The organism is Streptomyces sp. NPDC008092, assembly GCF_042957285.1.
GTDB lineage: Bacteria > Actinomycetota > Actinomycetes > Streptomycetales > Streptomycetaceae > Streptomyces.
On record NZ_JBIBHY010000004.1, the window covers coordinates 51,754 to 75,386 of the forward strand.

Below are 23,633 nucleotides of genomic sequence, written 5' to 3' on the forward strand. Positions count from 1 at the left end.
CGGCTCCGGCTCCGGCTCCGGCTCCGGCTCCGGCTCCGGCTCCGGCTCCGGCTCCGGCTCCGGCTCCGGCTCCGGCTCCGGCTCCGGCTCCGGCTCCGGCTCCGAGGCAGGATCCGGTCCCGCGGCCGCGTCCGCCACGGTCTGTATCTCTCCCGCATCGCCGTCCGCTCCGACCGGATTCGAGGTGGCCTGATCCGGAGCGGGAGCCTCCCCCGACCACGCGGCCGGATTCGGGATAAGTGGAACGAGCCTCTCGGGAACCTCCTCCTCCGCTTCCAGCCGGATCGGGCCTTGCTCGGGGTCTCGCAGGAATACCGTGCGCGCCAACTTCGCCATGACCAGCTCCCGTTAGAAGATCGTCGCGGCGATGTGGATGTCCGGCACGTACAACACGGGCATCGCAGCAGCGGCAGAGATCGTGGACAGCTGGACGGGGGTACGTGTCTGCACGTGGGTGGTGATCACGATGCCGGGGGCCTCCTCGACAGTGATCACACCCTTGCCGCGCAGCTCGATCGCCTCAGCCGTCAGACCGTACTGGGTCTCGCCCCACTGCTCGCGGCGCGGAGGGATCATCGCCCACAGCGACTCCGGAGTCGTGCGCACCAGGTTGTCGCCGCTGTCGTACGCCTGCACGTCGTAAGTGGTCACGGGCGGCAGGTTGTACTTGGCGCGGACCCGGTTGACCTCCTCCGGAGCGAGCATCCCGCTCGGGATCTGCTCGGTGGACGGCGAGTTGTGGAACGCGGCCCGGTACTCCGCCGTAGACCCGAGCAGCGACAGCGCCTTCTCCGAGCTGATGACCCTCTCGGGGCGCGGCGCGCCGATGCTCTTCAGGTACTGAATCCACGCCAGCTCGTCGGTGATCGGGGTAGCCGCATCCGACTGGGACCACGGCACCGCGACCGTCGGCCGGTTGGCGGCCGGCACCTTCCAGTCGACGTCGAGGGCGACCCCGGGCAGGGACACCACACCGGCGGACAGCATCTGTCCGGCGGCGATCTCCATGGCAGCCTTCGTGGCCTCCACGTGCTGTTCGAGGTCGTCGTAGAGCAGGTCGAGGAACTCGCTGGTGTCCTGGCCGCGGTCGACGGCGGCCAGGATGATCTGGAGTTCAGAGAAGGGCAGTTCCTGGCCGACCCAGGGCAGCATTCCTTCGTTGATGACCTGCTCGGCACGCCGCCTGGCGAGGGTCGGCGCGGCTTCCCACGCGCGGAACTTCGCCGCGTTGACGCGTCGCTTGCTGCTCTTGGTACGGAACTTGACGTTGTCGATGTTGCGTTCGGCGAAGACCTCGCGGGTGAGGAGGTAGTCCTCCGGCGTGGTGATCGCTCGGATGAACGCCTGGATGTCTTCGGGGACGATCGCTTCAAGAAGCTTCTCAAGTGCCATGGGGATGCCTCCTTACCGGTAGTGGATGAATGCGGTCGTGTTCGCGGCGGCGGGAGGCGCGAAGGTGACGGGCAGCTTGGACGCCTGCACCTCGCCCCGCCACAGCAGTGCGCCCGCGGACTTCGTCGAGCCGGGGGTGAAGGCGGTCTCGGCAACGAGGAATCCGGCGAGGACTTGAGTGCCGTCACTGGCTGCGGAGTTGTAGGGCGCGTACAAGCCGGACGCGCTGATCTTCCCCAGTGGGATGCCGGACTTGATGATGTGGCGGGGCTGGTTCTGCGTGCCCGGCGTGTAGTGGGTCCCTGCCGTCAGCTTGCTGGTGTCGACGGTGATCGTCTGGGCTTCATGGACGCCGTCCAGTGAAGCGAGCCATGTCCGGTCGTCGGTGACCGTCGTGGCAGTGGTGAGGACCTGGTAGTCGCTCACGATGTCTCCCTCGTGGGTGCGGATCGGATTTCTCCCGCACCCGGCGCTAACTGCGAGGGGCGGTGTCCACGAAGTGCCGACGGTCGAGCCGCGCCAGGGCGTGGTCCCTGATCAGCCCGACCGGGTTCCGGAAGGGCGTCCACGGTTGGAAGGGCGTGGTCCCACAGCCATGTCTCGTTGACGTGGTCAGTCGCTGATAAGCCCTCGCCGCCGAGCCATTTCGAGCCCCGCCGCTCCGCGCCGGGGTGGAATGCCTCCGTGCCTCGGCGGTCCGCCGGCGGGAGATCCGCCCGGAGCGGGCGGCACGGTCTCCCGGGCGGGTCCGAACAACTCGGGTCGTCGCTCCTTGAGTTGTTCAGCGGCAGCGGCGACAGCCGTCTCGTCGGCGTCGGGCTGGTCGTGGAGGGCACGGTCGATCAGGAGCACTGCGTCGTCAAGGTCGTCTCCGGCCGCGCCGAGTCCCCCGAGAGCGGCGCGCCGGATGGCGGCGCGCTCCCTGGTGAGGGCCTGCGCCTCGCGTGCCTCGGCTGCCTTCAGCTTCTCTTCGGCGGCCTGCTCGCGGCGCTCGACCTCGGTCATCGCAGCCTGGTCGGCGTCACGCTTCGTGGTGATGAACTCGGTCAGTGCCTCGGAAGTGTCGAAGCCGAGGTCGCCTAGCAGCTTCTTCACAGCAGCCCGGCCGCCCTGGGTCTTCTCTCGGGCCAGCAGCCGCGACAGGTCGTCCTGGGTGACGCCCCCGCTCTGGGGGCTGCCCTCGTCACCGGGCTTGTTGGAGTCGTCCTCCGGCGAGGCGCCGAGGATCGGATAGATCGGCCGCCCATCACGGCGGTACCCGACCGGTTCGAGCGGGTTGGGGAGCGAAGGGCGCGTCATGCGTGAACCATCCACAGGTCTCCAGCGCCCCCGCGCCATTGATCAGTGTAGCGAGCGCGAGCATCTGTCCAGCTCAGCCTTCACGTATCCCGCCGAGGCAAGATCACTGTCAGTGCCATCCCGTATTCTGACGGTCGTCGACCGAAGGGGGACCGGTGTCAACTGTGCGCTCTAGCCGCCGCATTGAGAGGGCAGGCGTCAACGCTCTTCGCGCACTCCTTGAGGAAAATGACCACATCGTTCAGGAGATCGACGGAGGTAACGATCACGGCGAGGACATGATCGTGAACTTCACGCGCGGCGGGAAGCGGACAGGCTGCTGGATCGCCATCCAGGTAAAGAGCGGCAAGACATACAAGCGCGCAAACGGGTACGCGATCCCTATCGAAGATCACTTCGATGATTGGCGCCAGAGTCGAATCCCGATCATCGGAGTCGTCTATGACATGAAGAAAAGGGAGCTCTTCTGGGTCAATCTGACCGAAAAGCTCAGGGCTACTGACCAACACCCCGGCTGGGTGCAAATACCGAATACGTCACTACTGTCAGAAGAAACAGTTCATCAGTTCCACACGGATGTCGCAACCTACGTCGGGGACACTAGGATGCAGATTCGCGCGGCGACTCAAGAAGATGCACTAACCGAAGCGGTTCGCGCCAGGCAGGGACTGGACCCCCTGACAGCACCCAACCCCCTGTTCGAAGGCTTGGCCAGCTTCACCCTCCGCCACGAGGAGCGCCTTGACGTCATCGCAAAAGACGTGCGCCGCGCTCTCCCACTACTGATCTTGATCACGATTATGACGTGGGAGTGGCCTCGCCAAATCCGCTTCGCCGAGGGATCTGCGGCCGCAAGTCCGGCCCTATGGGTACTCAATCTCTACGCCTTTATGTTTTTCATGGCACTAACCATGTACTTTGAATTCCGAGCCGGGCGCTTCCCCAAAGAGACATGGAGATGGCTTTCAGTCATCGCCAGCAATTTTCTTTGGATTCCGTTCGTGGATCCCGATGGGGATCACGGCTGGTGGGGCACGACCTGGATCATAGCCGGAAGCCTCACGCCCGTAATCGGAATGGGACTCTTGTTTATCGCCTTCATTCATTTCGCTCGCGACCGAATGAAACTTCGACACACACAAGGCAATTAAGGGGCGCCAAGCCCCTTTCAAATATCTTTCACCTCCGAGGATTCGGGGACAAAGCTATTCGACGAGATCCTCGGCAGCTCCGGTCCAGCTTTTGGAAGGCCGAGGTATTCACGCACCGCGGCGTTGTCTCCGGTTGCATCCGCGAGGCGGGCAGCAGCCTCAAAGGCTCTCGACTGGATGCGCTCGATCTCCTCTTGGGCGTCGTCGATGGGATATCCGGCGTCGATCAGCATCCGCACGCCGGTCTCGACGGACAGGACCCCGGCGCCGACGCCCTTGACCACCTCGTCGAGAACGGCGGCACGGTCGGTCGGGGTGTGCGGGCCCCACATCAGACGCGCGGGCAGCGACTCCCCCGTGGGCCAGCCCTCGGCCTGTCCTGCCTGGTGAAGTCGCTGCACCATGCGCAGCAGGACGACGTACTTGTGGGTTCGGGCCAGGCGCATGGCGGCGACAAGCGAGTCGAGCGGGCCGAGTGCGAGCTGTAGCGCGTACCCGGAGGGCAAGGCGGTCGGATCGAGGGTGCCGAGGCCGGCGGCGGTGAGGCGGCTGTTCGCTGCGATCCGGTCGAGGATGTGATCGACGCGAGCGCGGAGTTCGGCGAGTTGAGCCGACGTGTCGAGGACGTCCATGCGCCCGTTGTCGTTGAGCTGCCACACCGTCCCGGCCCGGACCTTCACCGGCAGCGGCTGCCCGGTGGCGCGGTCGATGGGTAGCCGGGCCCCGGCCAGGCCGATGATCGGAGAGCCTGTGGTGGCAGATGCGCCGGAGCCGTCGGTGTCGGTCGCGGACAGTTCATCGAGGGCCTGGAGGACGGTGGCTACGGTCGGCTTCCCCCAGTGCTCTCCGCTGGTGGGGATGCTGTTGGTGATGTGGACGACGGGTATGAAGTCGGCCATCAGGTCGAGCCGGTCGAGGACTTCGCCGTCCGAGCGGACTCGGTACCGGGCCTTGTGCATCGGCAGGTCGTACAGCAGGTCGGCGTACGTGAGGTCGTCCAGGTCCCATTCCGCGTCGGTGAGGAAGCACGTCCATGGGGAGGACCGGTTGGGTGCCCAAGGGTACGTGCGGGTGATGACGTCCGTGTCGGCGTTCCGCACGTCGCCGCTCACCAGGATCGGGTCGCCGCCGTCGGTGTACAGGTACTCGCGCGCCGGGCTGCCGTCCTTCGCTGCGCCGCGCCGACTGGCCGGACCAATCGGGCCGAGTTCGTAGGTGACCCGCCGAAGCCTGGCCTGGAGCCCACGCCGCCTGTCCTCGGGCAGCTCCCACGCGAGGTGGACACGCAACGGGAACTCGGCACCGTCCTGTTCGCCGTCCTCCGGCCACTCCGGGAAGTAGAGGCCCGGGTCCCAAGTCCGCAGCAGGACCCGGCCCTTGCCCGGGTCCCACGCCAGGGTGTACACGGCGTCGCCCAGCAGGATCGCGGTTCGCTCGGCCTGCTGAAGGCGCAGCGGCAGCATCTCCTTCTCCGCCCACGTCCTCAGCTTGTCCTGCGCGGCCAGCGCAGCAGCCGCACCGGCGGTCGGCTCGTCGTCAGTGTGCTCCGCGCCCGCGATGCTGATGACCTGCTGGGACCCGAGGAGGTAGCCGAGCGCGGTGTCGACCAGCTTGGAGGCGTCGCCGAGTTCCCTCCGCTCGATGCCCGCCTCGTCGTCGCCCGTCACGGCGGCGAGCTGGCCGGCCTGGTTGGAGTCGTACGCTGCCAGGAGCCGGTAGGCGGCCAACCGTCGGAGGTCCTCGTCCGGCACCCAGGAGCGGGTCAGTTCTGCCCAGGCGTTACGGCCCGGTCGGCGCGGGTCGGCCATGGCTGGCTTGTAGTCCAGCCAGCTCCAGACGTCGGTGATCAGCTCGCGCAGGCCCACAGTGCCCCTCCGGCAGTCGGCCCCGCGCCGTATCCCCAGTTTACGGAGCGTTCGCGCCCGGCTGCTCCGGAAGAGCTGCTGTAGCCACCGCGGCACTCCTCTTGTGCTCAGCTACGTCCAGTCGCCGTGACAGGAAACTGAGGAAGGCCAAAGCTTCGTAGGCCTCCTCTTCGCTGTAGTTCGGGGACTGACCATGGCCTCCCGGGTTTCGCAGCGCACCCATCATGCCCATGAAGAGGAACCTGAAGCCCTCCTGCTCACTCGCCTGCGTGAACTCGTCCTCCGCCAACGTGACGTCCAACAGTGCAGGAGAACCCTTCAATGCTTTTGCCATCAAGGTCTGTCCACTCTCACTCGGATCAGTGAGTTGCTGAACGCGATGCTCGATGGCCTTACACATCTCGAAGACCGCTTGCTTTACAAAACCCGCGCGAAACAGGGCTCCGGCGTGCTTTTCCACATCGGGATGCAAAGCTCCCAGCATTCCCGAAGCAGTTCCCACCAGCTCTGCGGCTAGAGACTGTTCCAGAATGACGGAAGCGTGCTGCGTAGGCAGCTCGGGAGCAAGGACGCTCGTCCTCACCTTCCAGTATTCACCCAAGCTGGTCACCGCCGCGAAGGGGCGAATACGGCGGTCGAAGGAAACGCGCCAGTACAAGTCCTCAGGCCGGTACCCAATGCCCGATCTGAAGGGTTCGAACTGGGTCAGTTGGGCAGCACGATAGAGAACTTCCGCCGGCGGGAAGACACTTGGGTCGAAGTTCGGGTGCGAACGGAGCACCTCGGGATCGATGAACGGGTGGCTGGGGGCAGACGAGTCATCGGCGTCAGGTTCCCATTCCCGCTCAATAACGGCTCCGAGGCGAACGAGACCAACGAAGGCTTTGATCTCGGCCGCGCTGTCGTCACAGTGCACCGCACCTGCGAGAGAGAGGTAGATCGTCTGATCAGACGAAGGCGGTCGGTGCTTCAGATCGGGATCGACTCCCATCAGCAGCCCCTTGGGAAGCTGCGCCATCGCGCCTTCGAACTGAACCTCGTCTCGATAGAGGATCCTGTCGATCTGCTCGAAGGTGGGCCACTTGCCCGTCTGTGCAAAGTAGCGCCAGACGGAATTGAGGAGCTTGTACCCCTCGTCGCCCGAGGGATGCGGCATCCCCTTGGGCGCAATGGCACGCAGATGCATATTCATGGACAACCCCGCACACTCTGTAACCGTACAGGTCAGAAAGGTTATCGGACTGCCCGGTTGTTCTGCGACTGCGTTTGGGCAGTTTCCTCATGGGGCCGTTTCTTCCAGGCGCGGGTTCAACGGCGGCCGTCGAAGCGATCATCGTCAGCGTCGGTCGGCAGGGTGTCGAGCTGGTCGGGGTCAGCCAGCTCAGTCAGCCCATGGACGGCGGCGTCCATACGGTCAGGACTGTCCATCCCCTCGACCCAGGTGACCATCTGGCCCTCCAAGTCGGGGTACTCCCCGACGTGGTGTACGAGCTGCTGTTCGTACAGCTGGGCCACGGGGGCGGCCCGCAGGCGTTTGCCGACCTTCGCGGTGACCTCCAGGATCATGGGCATCAGGAGGCCCCTGGTGACACCCTCGCGGCGCAGCTGCTCCCATGCCTGGGTGACGATCTGCCGCGCCATGTCTCCGCCGTAGTTCTTCTCGACCACGATCGCGTCGGCCTTTAGTTCGAGAGCGAGACGGCATGCGGCCAGGCCCCAGTCGTTGGCGCCCATCGATCCGGATCGGTCGGCCAGGACGTATAACTGTCGGTCGAAGTCGCGGCCGACGCCGATGACGCCCGTCTCGTCGCCGACCGTGGACTCTCCGCCGGCGGGGTCGACGGCGACGACGATGCGCGCCATATCGAGGCCGGAGAACTGGACGGCGTTGATACGGGCAGTCTCGACCCACTCCCGCCTCCAGACACCCCCCTCCGTCGGCCGGGGCTTCTGCAAGTAGAGGGCGGCCCACACGCGTTCACCGACTCGTTTGCGGGTCTTGGCGTGGTGGGTGACGTCGAAGCGTTCGGGCCAGAGCGCCTCGCCCGGAGCCCGGCCGAGCGGGTCGTCGGGACTGTCGGCAATGGCAGGCAAGTCGATCACCCGCCAGGCGTCCCGCTCGGTGGCGAGGATGCGCCCGGCGAGGTCGTCTTCGTGCCACCGGGTCTGGATGAGGCAGATGGCGCCGACCGGTTCGAGTCGGGTCTGCAGTACCGAAGTCCACCAGTCCCAGGCGCGCTTGCGCATGGTGGTGCTGTCGGCGTCGGCCATATCCTTGACCGGGTCGTCGACGATGGCGATGTGCGCGCCGCGTCCGGTGAGGCCGCCGCCGATGCCGGCCGCGAGGAGGCCGCCTTCGCCACCGACGATGTCGAAGCGGTTGGCGGCCTGGCTGCCTGCCTTGAGCTGGATACCGAGGTCGTCGCCCCAGGTGTTGATGGCGTCCCTGATCCACCGGCCGTGGTCGTCGGCCAGGTCGGCGGAGTAGCTGGCGATCATCATGCGGTGGCCGGGGTTGCGCCGCAGGTACCAGAGGGGTGCCCATCGGGAGGCACGTCGGCTCTTGCCGTGCCGCGGGGGCATGGTCAACATCACGCGGTCGCATCGGCCGGCGGCCATGTCGATGAACGCCTGGTCGATGAGATCCAGGTGCGGGGCCTGCATCTCACGTCCGCCGGTGAGGACGGCGGCGAGTGCACCTGGCGAACGGTCCATGGCGAGTTGGCGTTCGGCGCGCCCCAACTCGGCGCGCAACGTGGGCGATGCGGCCCGTGCGATGGCACGCCGCTGCGCCGGTGGAAGGGTCTTGTAGTGGGCTATGACGCCTTCGTGGTCCCGCGGGGTCATTCGCCGTCCGGATCGGTGAGCGCGATCAGGGCGTCGAGTTCGTCGACGGTCACGTTCTCGACCTGGACCGGTCCACCGTCCGGGCCCGACAGTTCCGTGCGGACGGGCATGTCGAGGCCGAGCAGCCGTGCGCGACGCTCCATGATCCGCAGGGTGCGGTCGATGGCGGCGAGGTCCTGGTCCCGAACGGCCTTCTTGTAGGCGACGAAGAACAGCCGGTCGAGTCGGTCAGCCTCCAGCGCGCGCAACTCGTCCACTTCGTCGCTGAGTTCGGCGCGGCGGTCGGCGAGAGCGGTACGGACATCCCGGCAAGCGGCGTGAATCAGGGCCTCGTTGGTGGGCGGGTCCTGGTTCTTGCGGTACCGCTCGACTCCGTAGCCCTGCGGGTAGGCGATCCCGTCAGAGTTGACGGTCGGGTCGGCAGCGAGCTTGCGGGCGATCGTCAACCAGTCCACGCCGGCGAGGCGTAGATCGATGGCATCCGAGCGGCGGCGCGCGATGGCCGCACGCGCGGCTTTGTCGGGGCGTCCCACGGCGGGGGTCCTTCACAGCTCGGGTGCGCCCCCGCGCCCGAGTCCATGATCGCACCGTCGGCGGGAGCCAGTGCTCCGCCTCTTCGCCTGATCCCCAGACAGCGACCCTGCGGCCTACTACTCTGTCGGCTGGAAGTCCGGGAAGCGCCCCCACAGTTGAAGGGCGTGCACTCCCGGGTGCTCCGAGAAGTCCGGGCGGATCCAGCGGCCTGCCTGACTCGTCACGGTGCACGGACGAGCGACCACTTTCGCGACGCCAAGAGAAGCCAGAAGAGTCTGAACGTCCTGAGTTTCTATCGCTGGTACGGAACTCAGTTCAGCCACGAGTTGTGGCCGAGCTGAGTATGCGTGCCCGCGTTCAGTTCGGCCCTGTACAGAAAGGGACCGAACGGTGGACTCGACCGTCATCCTGTGGGTCTTCGCCTGGGCCGGAGTGCTCTCCGTCGTCATCTTCGTGACCAAAGGGCTCCTCGACCAGCTACCGCCTCTCGTCGACTCATGGCGGGCACTGGTTCGTACCGTGCGCGGCGAGGAAACGACCAGGGCGGCAGATGAGGCCAGGCGGCTCCAGGAGACGGCGGTGGGGCCAGACGACGTTCGCCCGGCCCCACCAGCATCACATCAGTGACATCTGCTCGCCCTCACTGGGCCGCTTGGGCGGCACGTACTCGGGTGGCGCGTCGGGCGCGTTGCGCTCAGTGCGCAGCCACCAGGCGAACTGATAGTTGCGGCAGGTCCGGAAACGCACCGCCTTCCGGCGCGGCTCATCTACGGGGATGTTGTGCTCGCCCCATCCGATGATGGGGCGAGCGTTCTCCAGATGCACATACAGGCCCGGCACCAGGGCGGACCCTTCCCACTGCTCTCCGGGTGCGCCCTCGAAGGCGAGGTGCGCGTTGTCGCTCCACTTCCATGGGTTCGGCAGCGCGCACAGATACCAGGCCAGGGGCGGGTTGCTCTCGGGGAGTTCGATTGTCTGGTGCCGGCGGCGGACATCCAGCCGAGGGCGGTCGGGCTGCCCGAAGCTGCGCAGGCAGTGCTGGTCGAGGGCTACGTGCCGCACTCCCGCCAGCCACATGATGTGGTACCGAGTTCGTGATTCAATTCGCATCCTTATTCGCTGTGACATCCGCTCCCCATTTACCCGTTTCAATTGGCGAGAGATGTATTTCTCTCTACTACCAATTTTATCAAATTTCCCACCAATTCCAGATGCCTGTCATGCCGGAAGCCATTCGGGTAAGGCATGTTGAATTCCTCTTCGAATGCCCTCTCGTACTCCTCCTTCGGGAGCGCGATGGGGCGGCGGCACGTGGCCTTGATATTGGAGCCGCTGAGGTCGGTGACCTGCACGTCCTCGAAGTAGCGGGACAGCAGCGGCTCCAGGGTCGCGGGCGTATGGAAACGCAGCTTCTGCCACTTCCCCTTGACGAAGTTCATCTCGACGTTGTCCTCGTCGAGGAAGCTCATCTTGGTCGTGGCGGTCTGGGAGGTGACCCGCTTGGCCTGCTCGTCCCGGAGTTCGCGGGCGAGGTTCCGCGTTCCGAGGCACACAACCCCGTCCGCCGAGCAGAGGGCGTTGACGGTGGTCATCACCCAGTGCTGGTAGTCGAGGGTGGTGGTGGCGTTGATGACGGAGTCGAGGACCACCACGTCGTACAGGCCGTTGGTCTGGATGTCCTTGTCGATGTCGCGGATCATGCCGACGACGGCGCGGATGTCGACGGCGTACGAGCCGTCCCGGCAGCGGTAGGGCTCGTAGTCGTGGATGTTGAAGCCCTTGGCGCGCAGGTGCTTGGCGTAGTCGCCGTACCCGGCGCCGAAGTCCACGACCCGGTGGGTGGGCTTGAGCCAGGGCGTGACCAACTGGTCCCAGGTTTCGGAACCGTAGGCGAGCTTTCCGGCCTTGGCCTTGGAGGAGAACTTACGGAGCCTCTTGGGCTGCACGATGTGCTGGTTCCACACCGGGGCCTTGCTCTCGATGGCCGTCCAGTCGTAGACGCCGTACTCGCCCGTGAGGTCGGCGTGGAGTTGGGCGGCGTCGGCGGATGTGACGGTCCAGGCGAGGAGGTCGAAGCGGTTGATGGAGGCGACGACGGCGTATTCGGCGTTGAGGACGATGCGGCCCTGGTCGTCGATGACGACGCTTCCCCACGGGCCGTGGCCGGTGGTCATGTGTCCGATGGCGTTGATGAAGGAGAGGTTCCTTCGTTCCGCGACCCGGATGGACTGCCATGGAATCCACGACCATGCGCCGATGACGCCGGGCTCGGCGTAGACGACGCTGGCCTCCGTCTCGACTCGGTTGTGCAGCAGGTTGAACTGGATCTCGTCCTGCAACCTGACCTTCGTGCCCAGCATGACCGCGGGCGTGTGCGTCAGGCCGATGGCCTGGAGGCCCTTGGTTCTCTGGTGGCCTGCGACCAGTGTGCCGTCGGCGTTGAGGATGACGGGCTTCACGACCCCGTGGCGGCGCAGTGACGCCTGAAGCCGGACGAACGCCTCCTCGCTCAGGCGGCGCGGGTTGTAGTCGGCGGGGCGAAGTCGGTCGAGCGGGTACGCCTCGTAGAACGTCGTGGTGGGGGCGCTGCTCATGCCGCCTCGCCCTCCTCGTGGGCCTGCTGCAAGACATGCCAGCCGAAGCCGAGGTCGCTGTTGGTGTCGTCCACGAACTTCGTGTAGATGGCGTTGAGGGCTTCGACCTCTTCGGAGGTGATCCGGACCCGCTTGGACTCCCACTGGAGGTAGCCCCACTGGAGGTAGTCGACGGTGGCTGCCGCGCCGGTGCCCGCGCCGTCGGAGGTGAGTTCCAGCGTCTCGGGCAGGGAGGTGTCGTCGAGGAGCCGGTCTACGCTCTCGCGGTCGTAGCCGGTGCCGGCCAGGTCCGGGATGTCGGAGAGGATCTCGGCCAGGAGCACGCTGTCGTATCCGGCGAGGTCGTTGGTCCGGTTGTCGACGATGACGATGCGGGCCGCCGCGTCGTCGTCGACGTCGACCCAGGTGACAGCAATCTGGTCCCAGCCGAGTTGCTGGGCAGCCGCGTACGTGTGGTTGCCCGCCAGGATCTCGTTGTGGCGACCCGTGTGGGTGCCCTTGTTGACGACGATCGCGCGGTACTGGCCGTTGACGGTCAGCGATTCGGCGATCGAGGGGAGGTCACCGTTGCGGGGGTTCCGGTAGTACGGAACGAGGTCCTCGGTGGGGACGGCGAGCGGCAGGAGCAGTTCGGGGATGTTGGCGGGCGTCGGGGTCACAGGGCGTCCCTTGTGTAGGCCGTTCCCCGCGCCCTACATCTAGTTCAGACTAGACGATCACGCTGGGCCGCCGCGGTCGCTGGGGCGAGGGTTCAGTTGGCGCCTCAGCCGCGCCGCCCGCCCATCGCTGAACGCGGTGGATGGCGGCGGCTACCAGCCCGACGGCGGGGAAGGCCAGGAGGGTGGCAAGAAGGACACCGCCGCCGCCGAGTTGTACAACGACCCAGGCGACAACGGCGATAACCGCTATGAGCAGGATGGTCATCGCGTCGGCGACAAAGCGCAGAAGGGTGTACATCACCGGTTGTTGCAGCCGCAGATGCCGGTCGGCAGGCACCAGGAGTCGCAGGATCGGCACCACACCGCACCGGGCACGGGAGGTGTCCGGCGCTCCGACTCTTCGGGCGGTGTCTGTTTGGCGGTCATGCTTCAAGTCGCTTTCGTCGTCCGGTAGTTGTGGCTGCATCGAGTGCCGTGAGGTGCTGGGCCGCGCCTGGATCGGGGTCTGTCGGTACTTCGAGGCCGGGGTCCCGTTCCGCGAGGGCCCTGGTCGGGGTCCCGTCCCGCTCGACGAGGAGACGTTCGTACAGCTCGCGATCTTCTGGGTGCCCGGCGAAGTCCTCTGCGTTCATGGCTCTCCTGAGTGCACGGGGACCCGCCCCCGGCGTGAGGCGGGGACGGGTCCGGTCGTGATCGTGGATCTTGGTGGCGCTCCGGTGGCTCCGCTCAGGCGCGGGGCCGGTGCCTGGCGGGTAGGGCGCGGGGGATTGGCCACCCGCCAGGCACCGAAGGGGAGTGCCGCATGCCACGGCACGCTGGTGAGCCGGTTCCTCGGTTGAGGCCGCCCCCACCAACGAGGTAGAACGTATCACGCATCAATGTTGGGATCTATCTCTAGCCATGGTGCAGCCCCGTACTCGAACCCATCGAGGGGTGCTGTGCCGTGGGCTGTCGGCGCGTCCGTGAAGAACAGCCCCTGCTGGGCCGCCGCGGGCCTCGCGGTGAAGTCCTCGGGCCTGGGCGCCTGGGGGTTGAACCGAGAGGGCGGCGCGGGCTCTCGAACCGGGATGACAGCCACCACCGTGGACACGCCGACCGGAAACGCGTCGTCGGGCAGCTCCGTGATCGTCCCTCGCGCCTCCCGAACCCGCGCCCGGAAGTCCTTGGCCTTACGGTCACTCCGGTACGGGAGGCTGCCGTACATGACCGCCACGACCAGGCCGCCCGGCTGCACGAAACGCAACGCCCGCTGAACATGCCGGATGTCCTGCCGGTCAGCGAACGGCGGGTTCATGATGACCCGGTGGTAGCGGCGCTGCACCTTCACGCTGAAGAAGTCGGCAGCCGTGACCTCGCGGGCGTAGCCGCCGGCGCGGATGTGCTCGGCACGAGCGGTGTCGAGTTCGATGCAGTCGACAACGGCACCGCGGGCGGCTGCGGCCTCAGCAATGGCACCGCGTCCGGCCGACGGCTCCAACACCTCACAACCGGCTTCGAGTTCGGCCAGGTCCAGGAGCTGTTCGACAAGGGGCTCCGGCGTGGGGAAGTACCCACGGTCGATGTCGGTGATCACCTCGCCGGTGGCGAGCAGTCCCGCGATGGCGTCGGCAGCAGCGAAGGGGAAGATGTGGGCGCGCTGGTAGCGGTTCCAGGTGCCGCCGACCGCTTGAAGGGCCAGGTTGACCCGGTCGTACAGTTTGCGGTCCAGCGTGCCGTTGAGACGGAGCGTCAGGCCGTCGACCGTAGCGGAGCGGATGACCTTGAGAACGTCGGCATCTATCTTCACGGTCGGTTCCTCACTCACCGGCAGTCTTGGCCTCGGCGGCGAGCAGCGCCGCTTCGAGCTCGACCAGGCGGGTCGTGACCATGATGTGGGTCCGCACGTACACCGAACCACCGGCGCCCGTCATGAGGTCGGAGGCGGCAATCAGAGTGAGGTTGTATGCCTCATTCAGGGCGGCCCCGTCGTTGTCACGGCGCGCCGTGAACAGGTGCGCCGCAGCCTCACGGACGAGTTCGGCCACGTCGGAGTCGTACTCCTCAAGGGCGTTGGCCGAGGCCGGCACGTCGAACAAGTTGTGGTTGATGTTCCGCATGGCCTGGATGTCGTTCATCACTGTGTTGCTCCATAGAGAAGGGGGCGGCCCCCAGGGGCCGCCCCGGGACGGACGGGTCAGGCCGCGACGGCGACCGGCTCAGCCGCCGCCTCGACCTCGGCGCCGTCCTCCTCCGGCTCGGCCGGGCTCTCGGTCTCCGCGTCGGCGGCCGCGGTGGCCTCGGTCTCCGTGTCGGCATCGGCGGCCGGGGCAGCCGGCTCCGGGGCGGGCTCGGCCTGGGTCTCCGGCCCGGCGTCACCGGCAGCCGGGTCCGCCTGGGCGAGGACGGCCTCGGCCTCGCCCACCAGGTCGGGCGCAGCGGCGTCGGGGTTGACCATGATCTCGCTGGCGTCGGCATGCGCCTTCGCCTGACGGAGCTGGAACCGGGCCTTCTGCACGACGTCCGCGACCCGGTCCATCTGCTCAAGCCGCTTGCCGACCTCCCCAGCCAGGGTGCGGGCCAGCTCCATAGGGTCCGCCTTGCCGATGCTGTCCAGCAGCTCCCACATCCCCTCGATCGCGTCGAGGTCGCTCTTGGTCTTGGCCTGCGCGCGACTCCGCTCGGCCTTCTCCTCAGGGGTCATCTCTTCGACGTCGACCATGGAGTCCTGCTTGGCCGCCTTCTCCTGCTTGCGCATGGCGTAGGCGATGTGGACGAGCTGGTTGTCGCTCTTGTCGCCCTTCTTCCAATCCTGGAAGACCGCCTTCTGGTTGTCCGTCGAGAGCGCGGCGATCTGGACGGCGGCCTGGGTCCCGATGTGCCCGAGGTCGACGGCCGCCTGGATCTCCGGCCGCAGGGCGAGCAGGGCCAGGCGCTGGTTAACGAACTGGACCGACTTGGAGAACGTCTTCGCGACACTGGCGGGCGTGGCTCCCTCCTTCTCGTCCAAGACCTTCTTGAAGCCGCGCGCCTCCTCCAGCGGGAGCATGTCCTCGCGGTTCAGGTTCTCGGCCATGGCCTTCTCGAAGGAGTCCATGTCGCTGATCTCGGACTCACCGTCGGACAGCAGGATCTTCGCCTCGATGGTGATGTTGTCCGCGAGTTCGTTGGCGCGGAAGCGCCGCTCGCCGGCCACGAGCTCATAGCCCTCCACCACCTTCCGGACGACGATCGGCTGGAGCAGGCCGTGCTGCTTGATCGACTCGGCCAGCTCGTTCAGCGCGCCTTCGTCGAAGGCCTTGCGGGGCTGGTTCGGGTTGCGGTGGATCTGGCGCATCTTGAGGGTGGCGAACTTGTGCGACATTTCGATCTCCAAGAGGTCAGCGGGGGGTTTCTTCTTCCCCCCTCCTTCTGGTTCTATTCTATATGCATTCAGGATAGGGGTCCACAATTTTCGAGAAGTTTTTGCAGGTCAGAGACGCACTGGCGGACCCCTCGCGGGGCCCGCCAGTCACTACTCGCGTAGATCAACTTTGGACAGCGCCCCCACAGACTCCACGCCGTAGCCGACCCGCTTCGGGTCGACGATCGCAAGAGCCCCTAACGCGGCGAGCGCGACCTCGTCGTCCAGGACAACGTTTTCCGTGCCGCCCGACTCCTCCAGTCGGGCCAGCACCCGGTCCAACTCGATCCCCACCCGTACCCTCCCCGCATTACAGCGTTCCCCCTCCGCATCGAACTGCCGACCACTTAGATCCCCACACAGGCGAGTTAGCGGCACACATCGGGACCCGTTTGGATGCCCGTCGCGATCTTGCACCCAAGGAGGCGGTAGAGGGGTGGCGGCCCCGCATGCCGAGCATGCGCTTACTGCGCCCAAGGTTATAGATCTTGCTGTGGGCGTTACCTATTGTCAACCAACATAGACATTGCGCTGCCTCACCAGCCACTTGCGCCTCATGGCGATACTGAGTGCGCACCACATCCACCGTCCACCGCCAGGTCGGGCCTACCGCGTCACAAGGAGTAGCCAGCACCATGCCGCTCGGCCCGGACACCCCTCTCGCCAGCAAACTCGCCGTCTTGATCGGCAGGAAGCTCAGGGCAGATGGGAAAACCCTGAGCACGCGCGACATCGCTGCCGCCACAGCCAAGACTCCCGGCGACAAGCCCGCGATGACGCACCAGGTCGTGAACGACCTCGTGAACGGGGCCAAGGCGAACCCGACAGTCTCTCAACTGGCGGGCCTGGCAAGGGCGTTGGGCTCTCCGGTAGCTTATCTACTCCCCGGTTACAACGGATTGACGTCTCTGTCGGTCTACGAGGAGTACCAAGACGCGCGCGAGGCGCTTCGGCTCATCCATGACCTGGGCGAAGCCGGAGCTGCCGAACTTCTGGAGGCCGCACGTGAGATCCGTCAGCGACACGGACACAGTGATCTCGCCGTCCCGGAGGTGCCTGAGCCTCTTCCGCCCGCCCCGGAACCACCGCGGCCAGGCCGGCGGAGGCGTCTCAGCTTCACTGAAGCGGCTGAGCGTGCCGTCTCCGATCTGGAAGGAACCTGAACCAAATGGACGGCTTAGTCTTCGGCCTGTGCGCTCTGATCGGCCTGGCGGGCACCGTGCTCTCCGCTCGGGAAGCCTGGCGTCAGCGTGACCGAAGCGACTACCGCGTAGCCCGTTTCACCCGAGCCGTGGCCATCGGCATCTGCACAGTGGGCGTCACTCTCGCCGTGCCGGCCATAGAGGACGCGATCGAGGCTGCGACCGGCATGAACAACGCCGCCAAGATCGGGGCGCACATCTGCGCAGTCATATGGTGCGGCAGCCTTCAGCTGATGCTCGTGGACTGGTCCTACAACCACGAGGTGTTGAAGGCCAGCCTGTACGCACGGGTCGCCTTCGCTGTGTGCGTCCTAGCGGCGATGCTGCCACTGTTCGTCGCCACCACCGACGAGACAGTGGAGTTCACGACCGAGTTCGCCACGGTGCCAGGCGTCACCGTCTACCTCATGGTCTACCTGGCCTACGTGGCCGTCACCTGTGGCGAGATCGCGTTCCTGTGCACTGGGATGACTCTCGTTGCCCGACGCGCAGGACACGCCTGGACCGCTCGCGGCCTCGCGCTGTCATCGCTCTCCGCGCTCCTCGGAGTGGCGTACGCCGCCAGCAAGGGGTCGTACCTGGTGACCCACTACCTGGGCCACCCATGGCCGCTGCGGTACGAGGAGGTCGTCTCCCCACTCCTGGCCGGGCTCGCCGTGATCTCACTGATCACGGGGCTGACCATGGCGATGGTAGGTCGGCGGCTCGCATCGCGGGTGACGGCGTCAGCCGCCTGACACGTCGGACAGCTTGCGCCAGTGAAGGACGACTCGTCCCGGCTCGATTGTCCGGACCCCCCGGGCGCTCGCGGGGAACACCTCGATCTTCTCCAGGAGGAGCAGCGCGATGGCCCTTTTCGATGCGGTGGGCGCAGCGTTCCACCACTTCACGAGGTCCTTGGCATGGCCGAGCGAGACGTTAGCCATCTGCTCCGCGTAGCGAAGGCGCGGACGGATGTCCTTGAGGTTGGCCGCAATCTCGCGTTCTCCGGCTACCAGTGCCTCGCTGCTGATCTCGCGGTTGCCGTAGAGCCTCCCGAGCTCCGCCTGGCGGCCCTCCAGGTCCTTGATGTCCTGCTTGAGGTTCTCAACCTGTTGGCGCACCGCGGCCTGGGCCTTGGCGATCTGGGCTCGGATGCCGGGCTTGAGGAGTTCCGCCACGACGTACTCTCCGACGTGGTTTTCCAGCAGCTCGGCATCAATCCGGACCTCGCCGCAACCGCCGTTCCCGTGCTTGTCTTTCGGACGACAGCGGTAGCCGGGTGTACCCGAATTGGTACGGGCGCCCGTGAGAAATTGGGTGCACTTTCCGCAGGTGCAGCCTCCTCCGACCAGGAGATAGTCGTACGCAGGCTCTGCATCCTTCGTACTGCGAGCCTTCTCCCGCTCTAGGAGGGCCTCGAACTCCTCGCGCGTGATGGCTCCAGGATGACCCGCGTCAACGAGTTCACCGTCATCGTCGTAGCGCAGTCCAGCGATCGCGGGATTGCGGAACAGGCGTCCCACCGACGCGTCCTTCCACTCCCCTCCGAGCGTTCCCCGGTATCCCTCACCGTTCGCCCACACCGCAACGTCCTGGTTGGACTGATCGCTGAGCGCCCGGCTGACCATCAGGCGGGTCGCGTCCACTTCATCGTCACGTAGCCGACGACGTGAGGCGTCCTCGAAACCGTAGAGCCGTGGCATGCAGTGGTCCGTTCTCGTTTCGTGCGCCCGTAGCCGCCTGATCCTAGGCCACGGCACATGTCCCAGCTATGGCCGAGCGAGACAGACAGACTCAGGGCTACACGATCACTGCACCAGTGGCGTCACCCCGAGCACTTGCCACAGTGCAGCAGTAGGGACTCTCACCGTGCCGCCCAGAGGGAGCGTCTGCACGGGGAAAGACCCGTCCTTGATCAAGTTGTAAGCCTTGTGCGTGCCGATCCCGAGTGCTCGCGCAGCCGTCACGACGTTCACGGTCGGTGGCAGCGCGAGTAGTTCCTCCAGGGTCATCGAACCGACCCCGGCGTCCGTAGCTACAGATGCGTCCTTCGTTGTCATTCCCGTTGTCGCGTTCTCCCCCACGCCAACGTGCCATAAGGATACTCCAACACTGGAGTGTTGGGGCAAGATAGGGCATCGGTCGACATAGACCGGCACAGAAGTTCCACAAGTGAAGGCCACGAAGGGGATATTCGTGTTCGACCCCAGTTACACGCGGCGTTGCGCCTGCCAGGAGCCTGTCATAGGCGAGGACGGCAGACCGGAGACGGACGCCAAGGGCAAGCCAAAGATGCGCAAGATCGGCGCGAGCTGCCCGAAGCTCGCGGAGAAGGACCACGGCACCTGGCACCTGTATTTCGAGCTGGAGCCCGGCGAGGGCGGCGAGCGTCAGCGCGTCCGGCGCGGCGGGTTCGCCAAGAAGACGGACGCCCAGCGGAAGGCGAAGGAACTGTACGACGCCGCCACCGCCGGCACCGACGTACTGTCCGACGAGACGTGCGGCGACTTCTTCCTCCGCTGGATCAAGGCGAAGAAGTCCCTCGCACGCACCACTCGCCACGGTTATCAGGAGCACCTCGACAACTACCTCGTCCCCCACCTGGGGCACATCAAGCGACGCGATCTCAAGGTCCGCCACCTCGACCTCATGTACGACGCGATCGAGAGGGAGAACGCGGAGCGCATCCTCCACCGGCTCCGTGTGACGGAGCTCCAGGAGGCTCGGGATGAGGTCCACCGGGCCTGGGTGAAGACCGCTGGCTACGCCAAGAGGGAAGAACGCCGTCCGTACCGGCAAGCCTTCCTGGAGGCCACCAGGGCTCTACGCGAGGGCCGCAGAGGCCTGCGAAAGGTCACCTCTCCCGCAACCATGCACCGCATCAACGACACCCTCAGCTCGGCGCTCACCTGGGGGATCAAGCGCGAGCAGGCATTCGCCAAGAACTGGTCGCAGCTCGTCGAGCTCCCGTCGGTCACACGGCCGAAGCCGATCGTCTGGACCCCAGAGCGCGTCGGGCACTGGAAGCGCACCGGACAGAAGCCCGGCCCGGTCATGGTCTGGACACCCAAGCTGACCGGGCAGTTCCTCGACTTCGTCAAGGACGACTGGCTCTACGAGCTGTGGCACTCGTTCATCTTCCTCGGCCCCCGCCGCGGCGAGATGGCCGCGGTGCCGTGGACGGAGGTCAGCATCGACGCCCTCTGGCTCCGGATCTCCCAGCAGATCGTGGAAGTCGCCTACCAGCTGTACGGCGAGGCTCCGAAGGCCGAGAGCGTCCGTACCGTGTCGCTGAGCCTGGAGTCCGCCGACAACCTGGTGAGCTTCCGCACGAAGCAGGAACAGAAGCGCCAGGAGTGGGGAGCTGCCTACGTCGAGACCGGTCGCGTATGGACCCACGAGAACGGCGAGGCACTGCACCCTGACTGGATCTCCCGACGGTTCACCCGTCTCGTGGAGCTGTCCGGCCTGCCGCCGGTCCGTCTCCACGACCTACGCCACCTGGCGGCCACGCTCTCCCTGCTCGCCGGGAACGACATCAAGGTGGTCCAGGAGAAGCTGGGGCACTCCTCACGCCAGATCACCTCCGACACCTACACCAGCGTCCTGCCCGAGATGATGCGGGCCGAGGCCGAGTCGGTCATCTCCGTCGTCCCCCGTGAAGTCCCCTACAAGGTGCACACGCCGTTGGAGATCCCCGAGACAGCCTGGCAGGGCGACCTCGCCGTCTTCTTCGCCCACGGCGCGCGCCAGGCGGGTGAGGACTGGTCCGTGGGCGCACAGGCCCGGCCCGACTCCGATCTCCTCGGTCTGGTCACTCTCGCCGGCCGGGGCCAGGACGACGCCGCCAATGCCGCCGTGAAGTGGATGCGCGATCACTGCACGAGCAATGACCTAGAGCTGGTCCGGATCGAGAACTTCAACGACCAGTACCAGGGTGAGCAGCGCCAGGAGTTCGCTCTCCTCCGCTTCACGCTCGCCCGAACGGAGACGCCGAGCATCGCGGGGTGGGACGCCTCGCGCCCCTCGCCTCTCGGCCGCAACAACAGGCAGAAGAGGGCTCGTTCACGCGCCGCGTGACCTGCGTCCAGAATTTGTCCAGACGATCATGAAATCATGATCGCGCCAGGGTCGCCAGGACCCTCATACTCTCGCCCGGACCAGGAAAGTGCCTGGTCAGAACGGTTCTTCTCGCGTAGCGAGTGGTGGGGCGGGTGGGACTCGAACCCACGGCCGACGGATTATGAGTCCGCTGCTCTAACCGGCTGAGCTACCGCCCCATAGCGGCGTGTCGCGTACAAGTGTGCGCGCCGTCTGCCGCAGCATAGCCGCTCATACGATCTCCTGCTTCGGCTGGTCGGCTTCTGCGGACAGTCACGACCTTCAGGACATCGGTGCAGGCCCGGCGGTTCCCGCGGACGCGCAGCGCACATGAAAAAGGACCCCCACGGGGGTCCTCGTTCAGCATGCTCCCCCGACTGGACTCGAACCAGTAACCTGCCGGTTAACAGCCGGCTGCTCTGCCAATTGAGCTACGGAGGACCGAGCTCCCCCGACTGGACTCGAACCAGTAACCTGCCGGTTAACAGCCGGCTGCTCTGCCAATTGAGCTACGGAGGAATGCCTCGTTGCATCGAACGTACCTACCTGGGTATTCGCCAGGGGGCGCTCGCTCGCTGCGACACATACATTAGCGCAAGCAGGGGGGTGCTCCGCCAATCGGTACTCCCCCACGTCGGAAGGGTGGCACCGCCATGCGCTACAAGCTCACGTTCGTCGTCGGGCTGGCTCTCGGTTACGTGCTCGGCACGCGGGCCGGACGAGAGCGCTACGAGCAGCTGAAGAAGTCGGCCCGGCAGGTCGCCCAGAACCCGGCCGTCCGCAACACCGCGGAGACCGCCGCCCAGCAGGGCCGCGTCTACGCCGGCAAGGCATTCCACTCGGTCGGCGCAAAGGTCGGCGACCACATGCCCGACTCCGTCGCCGCCCGGGTCCGCTCCCTGCGCGAACGCAGCCAGGCCGACGGCAGCGACGACTGGGGCACCAGCAACACCTGACGTTTCCACGCCGGGCGAGCTGTCTCGCCCAGGGGCACGGGCCGTATCGATTTGCGGCTCCGCCGCGCGGGCGCGACCAGCCACGGCGCGCCCCGCACCCACAAGTCCACGCGAACCCCTACGGCGCCCTCGGCCGAACCACAGCGGAGCGTGCGGCAGAATTTCGGTCATGGGGATAGTCGCCGGGTTGGACAGCTCACCCGATTTCACTCGCATCGTGGTCTGCGACGCGGACACCGGTGCGGTGCTCCGCCAGGGATACGCACCGCACCCGGTCGACACGCCGGACGGCGCGGCGCGCCCCAGTGACGTCGACCCGCAGGCCTGGCTGCTCTCCCTCGGCGAGGCCGCCGGCGGCGGGCTCCTGGAGGGCGTGCAGGCCATCGGCGTGTCCGCGCAGCAGAACGCGCTGGTTCCGCTGGACGCCCAGGGCAACACCGTCCGCCCCGCGATGGTCGGCGGCGACAAACGCGCCCAGGTCGCGGCCGCCGATCTCATCGACGCGCTGGGCGGGCGGGAGGCCTGGGCACAGGCGGTGGGGTGCGTGCCGCAGGCCGCGCAGCCCGTCACCAAGCTGCGCTGGCTGGCGAAGACCGAGCCGGAGAACGCCCGGCGGACCGCCGTACTGCTGCAGGCCCACGACTGGCTGGTGTGGCAGCTGCTCGGGCGGCCGGTCAGGAGGACCACCGACCGGGGCGGGGCGTCCGGGACCGGGTACTGGTCCGCGGCCACCGGCGGCTACCGGCCCGACCTCGTCGAACTCGCCCTGGGCCATCAGGCGATGCTGCCCGACGTGATCGGCCCGTCCGACGCGGCCGGTACCACCCCGGAGGGGCTGCTGATCTCCGCGGGGACCGGCGAGACCATGGCCGCCGCCTTCGGTCTCGGGCTCGGGTTCGGGGACGCCGTGGTGTCGCTCGGCGCCTCGGGGTCGGTGATGGCCGTGCACACCGAGGCGCTCGCCGACACCTCCGGGATGATCACCTCGCTCGCCGACGCCACCGGCATGCACCTGCCGGTCGTCACCACGCTCAACGCGGTACGGGCCCTGCGCGGCACCGCCGAGCTGCTCGGGCTTGCCGATCTGGAGGCCCTCTCCGACCTGGCGATGAAGTCCACGCCCGGGTCGCACGGGCTGGTCATGCTGCCGTACCTGGAGGGCGAGCGGACGCCGAACCTGCCGCACACCGCCGGGACGCTGGCCGGGCTGCGCCGGGAGTCGATGAAGGCCGAGCATCTCGCGCGGGCCGCCTTCGAGGGCATGCTGTGCGGGCTCGCCGACGCGCTGGACGTGCTGCGCAACCGGGGTGTCGAGGTGCGGCGGATCTTCCTGCTGGGGCAGGCCGCCGAGCTGCCGGCCGTGCAGGCGGCGGCGCCGATGCTGTTCGGCGCGCAGGTCGTCGTACCGCAGCCGGCGGACTACGCGGCGATCGGGGCGGCCCGGCAGGCGGCCTGGGCGCTCGGGGTCTCGCAGGGGACGCTGGACCCGCGTACGCCGCCCGTGTGGCAGGGCGCGGCGGCACAGGTGCTGGAGCCCGGGGACGAGCTGGCCGTCGGGCAGGCGGTGCGGCAGCAGTTCGTCTCGGTGCGGGAGCAGACCCATCCGGGGGCGTTCCGGGTCTAAACCCCGCGAAGCGTACGGCCGCGCGCGTCCGGGGACGGCGGCTGTCGG

Annotated in this window: 23 protein-coding genes, 3 tRNA genes and 1 pseudogene; 7 read left to right on the forward strand and 20 right to left on the reverse strand. The window is 66.8% G+C overall.

Features of this window, described 5'->3' with window-relative positions:
* Nucleotides 1-193, forward strand: a pseudogene (locus tag ACFZB3_RS13290) (hypothetical protein); the annotation flags it as partial.
* Between the two features lie 155 nt (nucleotides 194-348).
* Here ACFZB3_RS13290 and ACFZB3_RS13295 read toward each other — a convergent pair.
* The 3 genes from ACFZB3_RS13295 to ACFZB3_RS13305 all read right to left on the reverse strand — a co-directional run bounded on the left by ACFZB3_RS13295 (nucleotide 349) and on the right by ACFZB3_RS13305 (nucleotide 2,691).
* Nucleotides 349-1,392 (reverse strand): major capsid protein, encoded by a 1,044-nt coding sequence (locus ACFZB3_RS13295; protein WP_391374216.1) that lies wholly within the window; start codon nucleotides 1,390-1,392, stop codon nucleotides 349-351.
* Between the two features lie 12 nt (nucleotides 1,393-1,404).
* Nucleotides 1,405-1,818 (reverse strand): head decoration protein, encoded by a 414-nt coding sequence (locus ACFZB3_RS13300; protein ID WP_391374219.1) that lies wholly within the window; start codon nucleotides 1,816-1,818, stop codon nucleotides 1,405-1,407.
* A 186-nt stretch (nucleotides 1,819-2,004) separates the two neighbouring features.
* Nucleotides 2,005-2,691, reverse strand: coding sequence for a hypothetical protein (locus ACFZB3_RS13305; protein WP_391374221.1), 687 nt, complete (start codon nucleotides 2,689-2,691; stop codon nucleotides 2,005-2,007).
* Between the two features lie 155 nt (nucleotides 2,692-2,846).
* Between ACFZB3_RS13305 and ACFZB3_RS13310 the strand changes: the two genes are divergently transcribed.
* Entirely contained in the window at nucleotides 2,847-3,842 is a 996-nt protein-coding gene (locus ACFZB3_RS13310; RefSeq protein ID WP_391374224.1) for a DUF4365 domain-containing protein, read from the forward strand.
* A 17-nt stretch (nucleotides 3,843-3,859) separates the two neighbouring features.
* On the opposite strand, the gene ACFZB3_RS13315 is transcribed toward ACFZB3_RS13310, so the two are convergent.
* The 12 genes from ACFZB3_RS13315 to ACFZB3_RS13370 all read right to left on the reverse strand — a co-directional run bounded on the left by ACFZB3_RS13315 (nucleotide 3,860) and on the right by ACFZB3_RS13370 (nucleotide 16,014).
* Nucleotides 3,860-5,707 (reverse strand): hypothetical protein, encoded by a 1,848-nt coding sequence (locus ACFZB3_RS13315; protein ID WP_391374226.1) that lies wholly within the window; start codon nucleotides 5,705-5,707, stop codon nucleotides 3,860-3,862.
* 40 nt (nucleotides 5,708-5,747) lie between these two features.
* On the reverse strand, nucleotides 5,748-6,899 hold the full coding sequence (locus ACFZB3_RS13320) for a TIGR02391 family protein (protein WP_391374229.1): 1,152 nt from the start codon (nucleotides 6,897-6,899) through the stop codon (nucleotides 5,748-5,750).
* A 116-nt stretch (nucleotides 6,900-7,015) separates the two neighbouring features.
* The gene (locus ACFZB3_RS13325; RefSeq protein ID WP_391374233.1) at nucleotides 7,016-8,554 is read right to left on the reverse strand and encodes a terminase large subunit domain-containing protein; all 1,539 of its coding nucleotides are present in this window, start codon (nucleotides 8,552-8,554) and stop codon (nucleotides 7,016-7,018) included.
* The gene (locus ACFZB3_RS13330) at nucleotides 8,551-9,087 is read right to left on the reverse strand and encodes a hypothetical protein (RefSeq protein WP_391374236.1); all 537 of its coding nucleotides are present in this window, start codon (nucleotides 9,085-9,087) and stop codon (nucleotides 8,551-8,553) included. The genes ACFZB3_RS13325 and ACFZB3_RS13330 overlap by 4 nt, the downstream gene beginning before the upstream one ends.
* 616 nt (nucleotides 9,088-9,703) lie before the next feature.
* Nucleotides 9,704-10,150, reverse strand: coding sequence for a hypothetical protein (locus tag ACFZB3_RS13335; protein ID WP_391374239.1), 447 nt, complete (start codon nucleotides 10,148-10,150; stop codon nucleotides 9,704-9,706).
* Nucleotides 10,151-10,236: 86 nt separating this feature from the next.
* Nucleotides 10,237-11,682, reverse strand: coding sequence for a ParB N-terminal domain-containing protein (locus tag ACFZB3_RS13340; RefSeq protein WP_391374241.1), 1,446 nt, complete (start codon nucleotides 11,680-11,682; stop codon nucleotides 10,237-10,239).
* Complete coding sequence (locus ACFZB3_RS13345) at nucleotides 11,679-12,341, reverse strand: ParB N-terminal domain-containing protein (protein WP_220648937.1); 663 nt, start codon at nucleotides 12,339-12,341, stop codon at nucleotides 11,679-11,681. Before ACFZB3_RS13345 ends, ACFZB3_RS13340 begins: the two co-directional genes overlap by 4 nt.
* A 49-nt stretch (nucleotides 12,342-12,390) precedes the next feature.
* Nucleotides 12,391-12,702, reverse strand: coding sequence for a hypothetical protein (locus ACFZB3_RS13350; RefSeq protein ID WP_391374245.1), 312 nt, complete (start codon nucleotides 12,700-12,702; stop codon nucleotides 12,391-12,393).
* A 507-nt stretch (nucleotides 12,703-13,209) separates the two neighbouring features.
* Entirely contained in the window at nucleotides 13,210-14,127 is a 918-nt protein-coding gene (locus tag ACFZB3_RS13355) for a class I SAM-dependent methyltransferase (protein WP_391374248.1), read from the reverse strand.
* Nucleotides 14,128-14,137: 10 nt separating this feature from the next.
* On the reverse strand, nucleotides 14,138-14,455 hold the full coding sequence (locus ACFZB3_RS13360; protein WP_391374251.1) for a hypothetical protein: 318 nt from the start codon (nucleotides 14,453-14,455) through the stop codon (nucleotides 14,138-14,140).
* 59 nt (nucleotides 14,456-14,514) lie between these two features.
* Nucleotides 14,515-15,681, reverse strand: a complete 1,167-nt coding sequence (locus ACFZB3_RS13365; protein ID WP_391374253.1) for a ParB/RepB/Spo0J family partition protein — start codon at nucleotides 15,679-15,681, stop codon at nucleotides 14,515-14,517.
* Between the two features lie 150 nt (nucleotides 15,682-15,831).
* Nucleotides 15,832-16,014 carry a hypothetical protein gene (locus ACFZB3_RS13370; protein WP_391374256.1) on the reverse strand — a complete coding sequence of 61 codons (183 nt, stop codon included), beginning with the start codon at nucleotides 16,012-16,014 and terminating at the stop codon, nucleotides 15,832-15,834.
* A 341-nt stretch (nucleotides 16,015-16,355) separates the two neighbouring features.
* Between ACFZB3_RS13370 and ACFZB3_RS13375 the strand changes: the two genes are divergently transcribed.
* Nucleotides 16,356-16,883 carry a hypothetical protein gene (locus ACFZB3_RS13375; RefSeq protein WP_391374257.1) on the forward strand — a complete coding sequence of 176 codons (528 nt, stop codon included), beginning with the start codon at nucleotides 16,356-16,358 and terminating at the stop codon, nucleotides 16,881-16,883.
* Nucleotides 16,884-17,011: 128 nt separating this feature from the next.
* Nucleotides 17,012-17,659, forward strand: coding sequence for a hypothetical protein (locus ACFZB3_RS13380; protein WP_391374260.1), 648 nt, complete (start codon nucleotides 17,012-17,014; stop codon nucleotides 17,657-17,659).
* Here ACFZB3_RS13380 and ACFZB3_RS13385 read toward each other — a convergent pair.
* Both ACFZB3_RS13385 and ACFZB3_RS13390 read right to left on the reverse strand, forming a co-directional pair.
* The gene (locus ACFZB3_RS13385) at nucleotides 17,648-18,607 is read right to left on the reverse strand and encodes a recombinase family protein (RefSeq protein WP_391374262.1); all 960 of its coding nucleotides are present in this window, start codon (nucleotides 18,605-18,607) and stop codon (nucleotides 17,648-17,650) included. The genes ACFZB3_RS13380 and ACFZB3_RS13385 overlap by 12 nt on opposite strands.
* A 105-nt stretch (nucleotides 18,608-18,712) precedes the next feature.
* Nucleotides 18,713-18,916 (reverse strand): DNA-binding protein, encoded by a 204-nt coding sequence (locus ACFZB3_RS13390; protein WP_391374265.1) that lies wholly within the window; start codon nucleotides 18,914-18,916, stop codon nucleotides 18,713-18,715.
* 184 nt (nucleotides 18,917-19,100) lie between these two features.
* Between ACFZB3_RS13390 and ACFZB3_RS13395 the strand changes: the two genes are divergently transcribed.
* Complete coding sequence (locus ACFZB3_RS13395; protein WP_391374267.1) at nucleotides 19,101-20,984, forward strand: tyrosine-type recombinase/integrase; 1,884 nt, start codon at nucleotides 19,101-19,103, stop codon at nucleotides 20,982-20,984.
* Between the two features lie 123 nt (nucleotides 20,985-21,107).
* Here the strand turns inward: ACFZB3_RS13395 and ACFZB3_RS13400 are convergent.
* From ACFZB3_RS13400 to ACFZB3_RS13410, 3 genes are all read right to left on the reverse strand, one after another.
* Nucleotides 21,108-21,184: transfer RNA gene (locus ACFZB3_RS13400), tRNA-Ile, on the reverse strand.
* 189 nt (nucleotides 21,185-21,373) lie between these two features.
* A tRNA-Asn gene (locus ACFZB3_RS13405) sits at nucleotides 21,374-21,446 on the reverse strand.
* 5 nt (nucleotides 21,447-21,451) lie between these two features.
* Nucleotides 21,452-21,524: transfer RNA gene (locus tag ACFZB3_RS13410), tRNA-Asn, on the reverse strand.
* A gap of 134 nt (nucleotides 21,525-21,658) precedes the next feature.
* Between ACFZB3_RS13410 and ACFZB3_RS13415 the strand changes: the two genes are divergently transcribed.
* On the forward strand, nucleotides 21,659-21,961 hold the full coding sequence (locus ACFZB3_RS13415; protein WP_391374269.1) for a YtxH domain-containing protein: 303 nt from the start codon (nucleotides 21,659-21,661) through the stop codon (nucleotides 21,959-21,961).
* Between the two features lie 169 nt (nucleotides 21,962-22,130).
* Nucleotides 22,131-23,585, forward strand: coding sequence for an FGGY family carbohydrate kinase (locus ACFZB3_RS13420; protein WP_391374272.1), 1,455 nt, complete (start codon nucleotides 22,131-22,133; stop codon nucleotides 23,583-23,585).
* Nucleotides 23,586-23,633 lie beyond the last annotated feature (48 nt).

Bases quoted from the DNA above. Each gene is read 5' to 3' on its own strand.
- ACFZB3_RS13295 (WP_391374216.1), bottom strand. From the start codon at position 1,392: ATGGCACTTGAGAAGCTTCTTGAAGCGATCGTCCCCGAAGACATCCAG.
- ACFZB3_RS13305 (WP_391374221.1), bottom strand. From the start codon at position 2,691: ATGACGCGCCCTTCGCTCCCCAACCCGCTCGAACCGGTCGGGTACCGC.
- ACFZB3_RS13320 (WP_391374229.1), bottom strand. From the start codon at position 6,899: ATGAATATGCATCTGCGTGCCATTGCGCCCAAGGGGATGCCGCATCCC.
- ACFZB3_RS13325 (WP_391374233.1), bottom strand. From the start codon at position 8,554: ATGACCCCGCGGGACCACGAAGGCGTCATAGCCCACTACAAGACCCTT.
- ACFZB3_RS13340 (WP_391374241.1), bottom strand. From the start codon at position 11,682: ATGAGCAGCGCCCCCACCACGACGTTCTACGAGGCGTACCCGCTCGAC.
- ACFZB3_RS13360 (WP_391374251.1), bottom strand. From the start codon at position 14,455: ATGAACGACATCCAGGCCATGCGGAACATCAACCACAACTTGTTCGAC.
- ACFZB3_RS13365 (WP_391374253.1), bottom strand. From the start codon at position 15,681: ATGTCGCACAAGTTCGCCACCCTCAAGATGCGCCAGATCCACCGCAAC.
- ACFZB3_RS13375 (WP_391374257.1), top strand. From the start codon at position 16,356: ATGCCGCTCGGCCCGGACACCCCTCTCGCCAGCAAACTCGCCGTCTTG.
- ACFZB3_RS13385 (WP_391374262.1), bottom strand. From the start codon at position 18,607: ATGCCACGGCTCTACGGTTTCGAGGACGCCTCACGTCGTCGGCTACGT.
- ACFZB3_RS13390 (WP_391374265.1), bottom strand. From the start codon at position 18,916: ATGACCCTGGAGGAACTACTCGCGCTGCCACCGACCGTGAACGTCGTG.
- ACFZB3_RS13415 (WP_391374269.1), top strand. From the start codon at position 21,659: ATGCGCTACAAGCTCACGTTCGTCGTCGGGCTGGCTCTCGGTTACGTG.
- ACFZB3_RS13420 (WP_391374272.1), top strand. From the start codon at position 22,131: ATGGGGATAGTCGCCGGGTTGGACAGCTCACCCGATTTCACTCGCATC.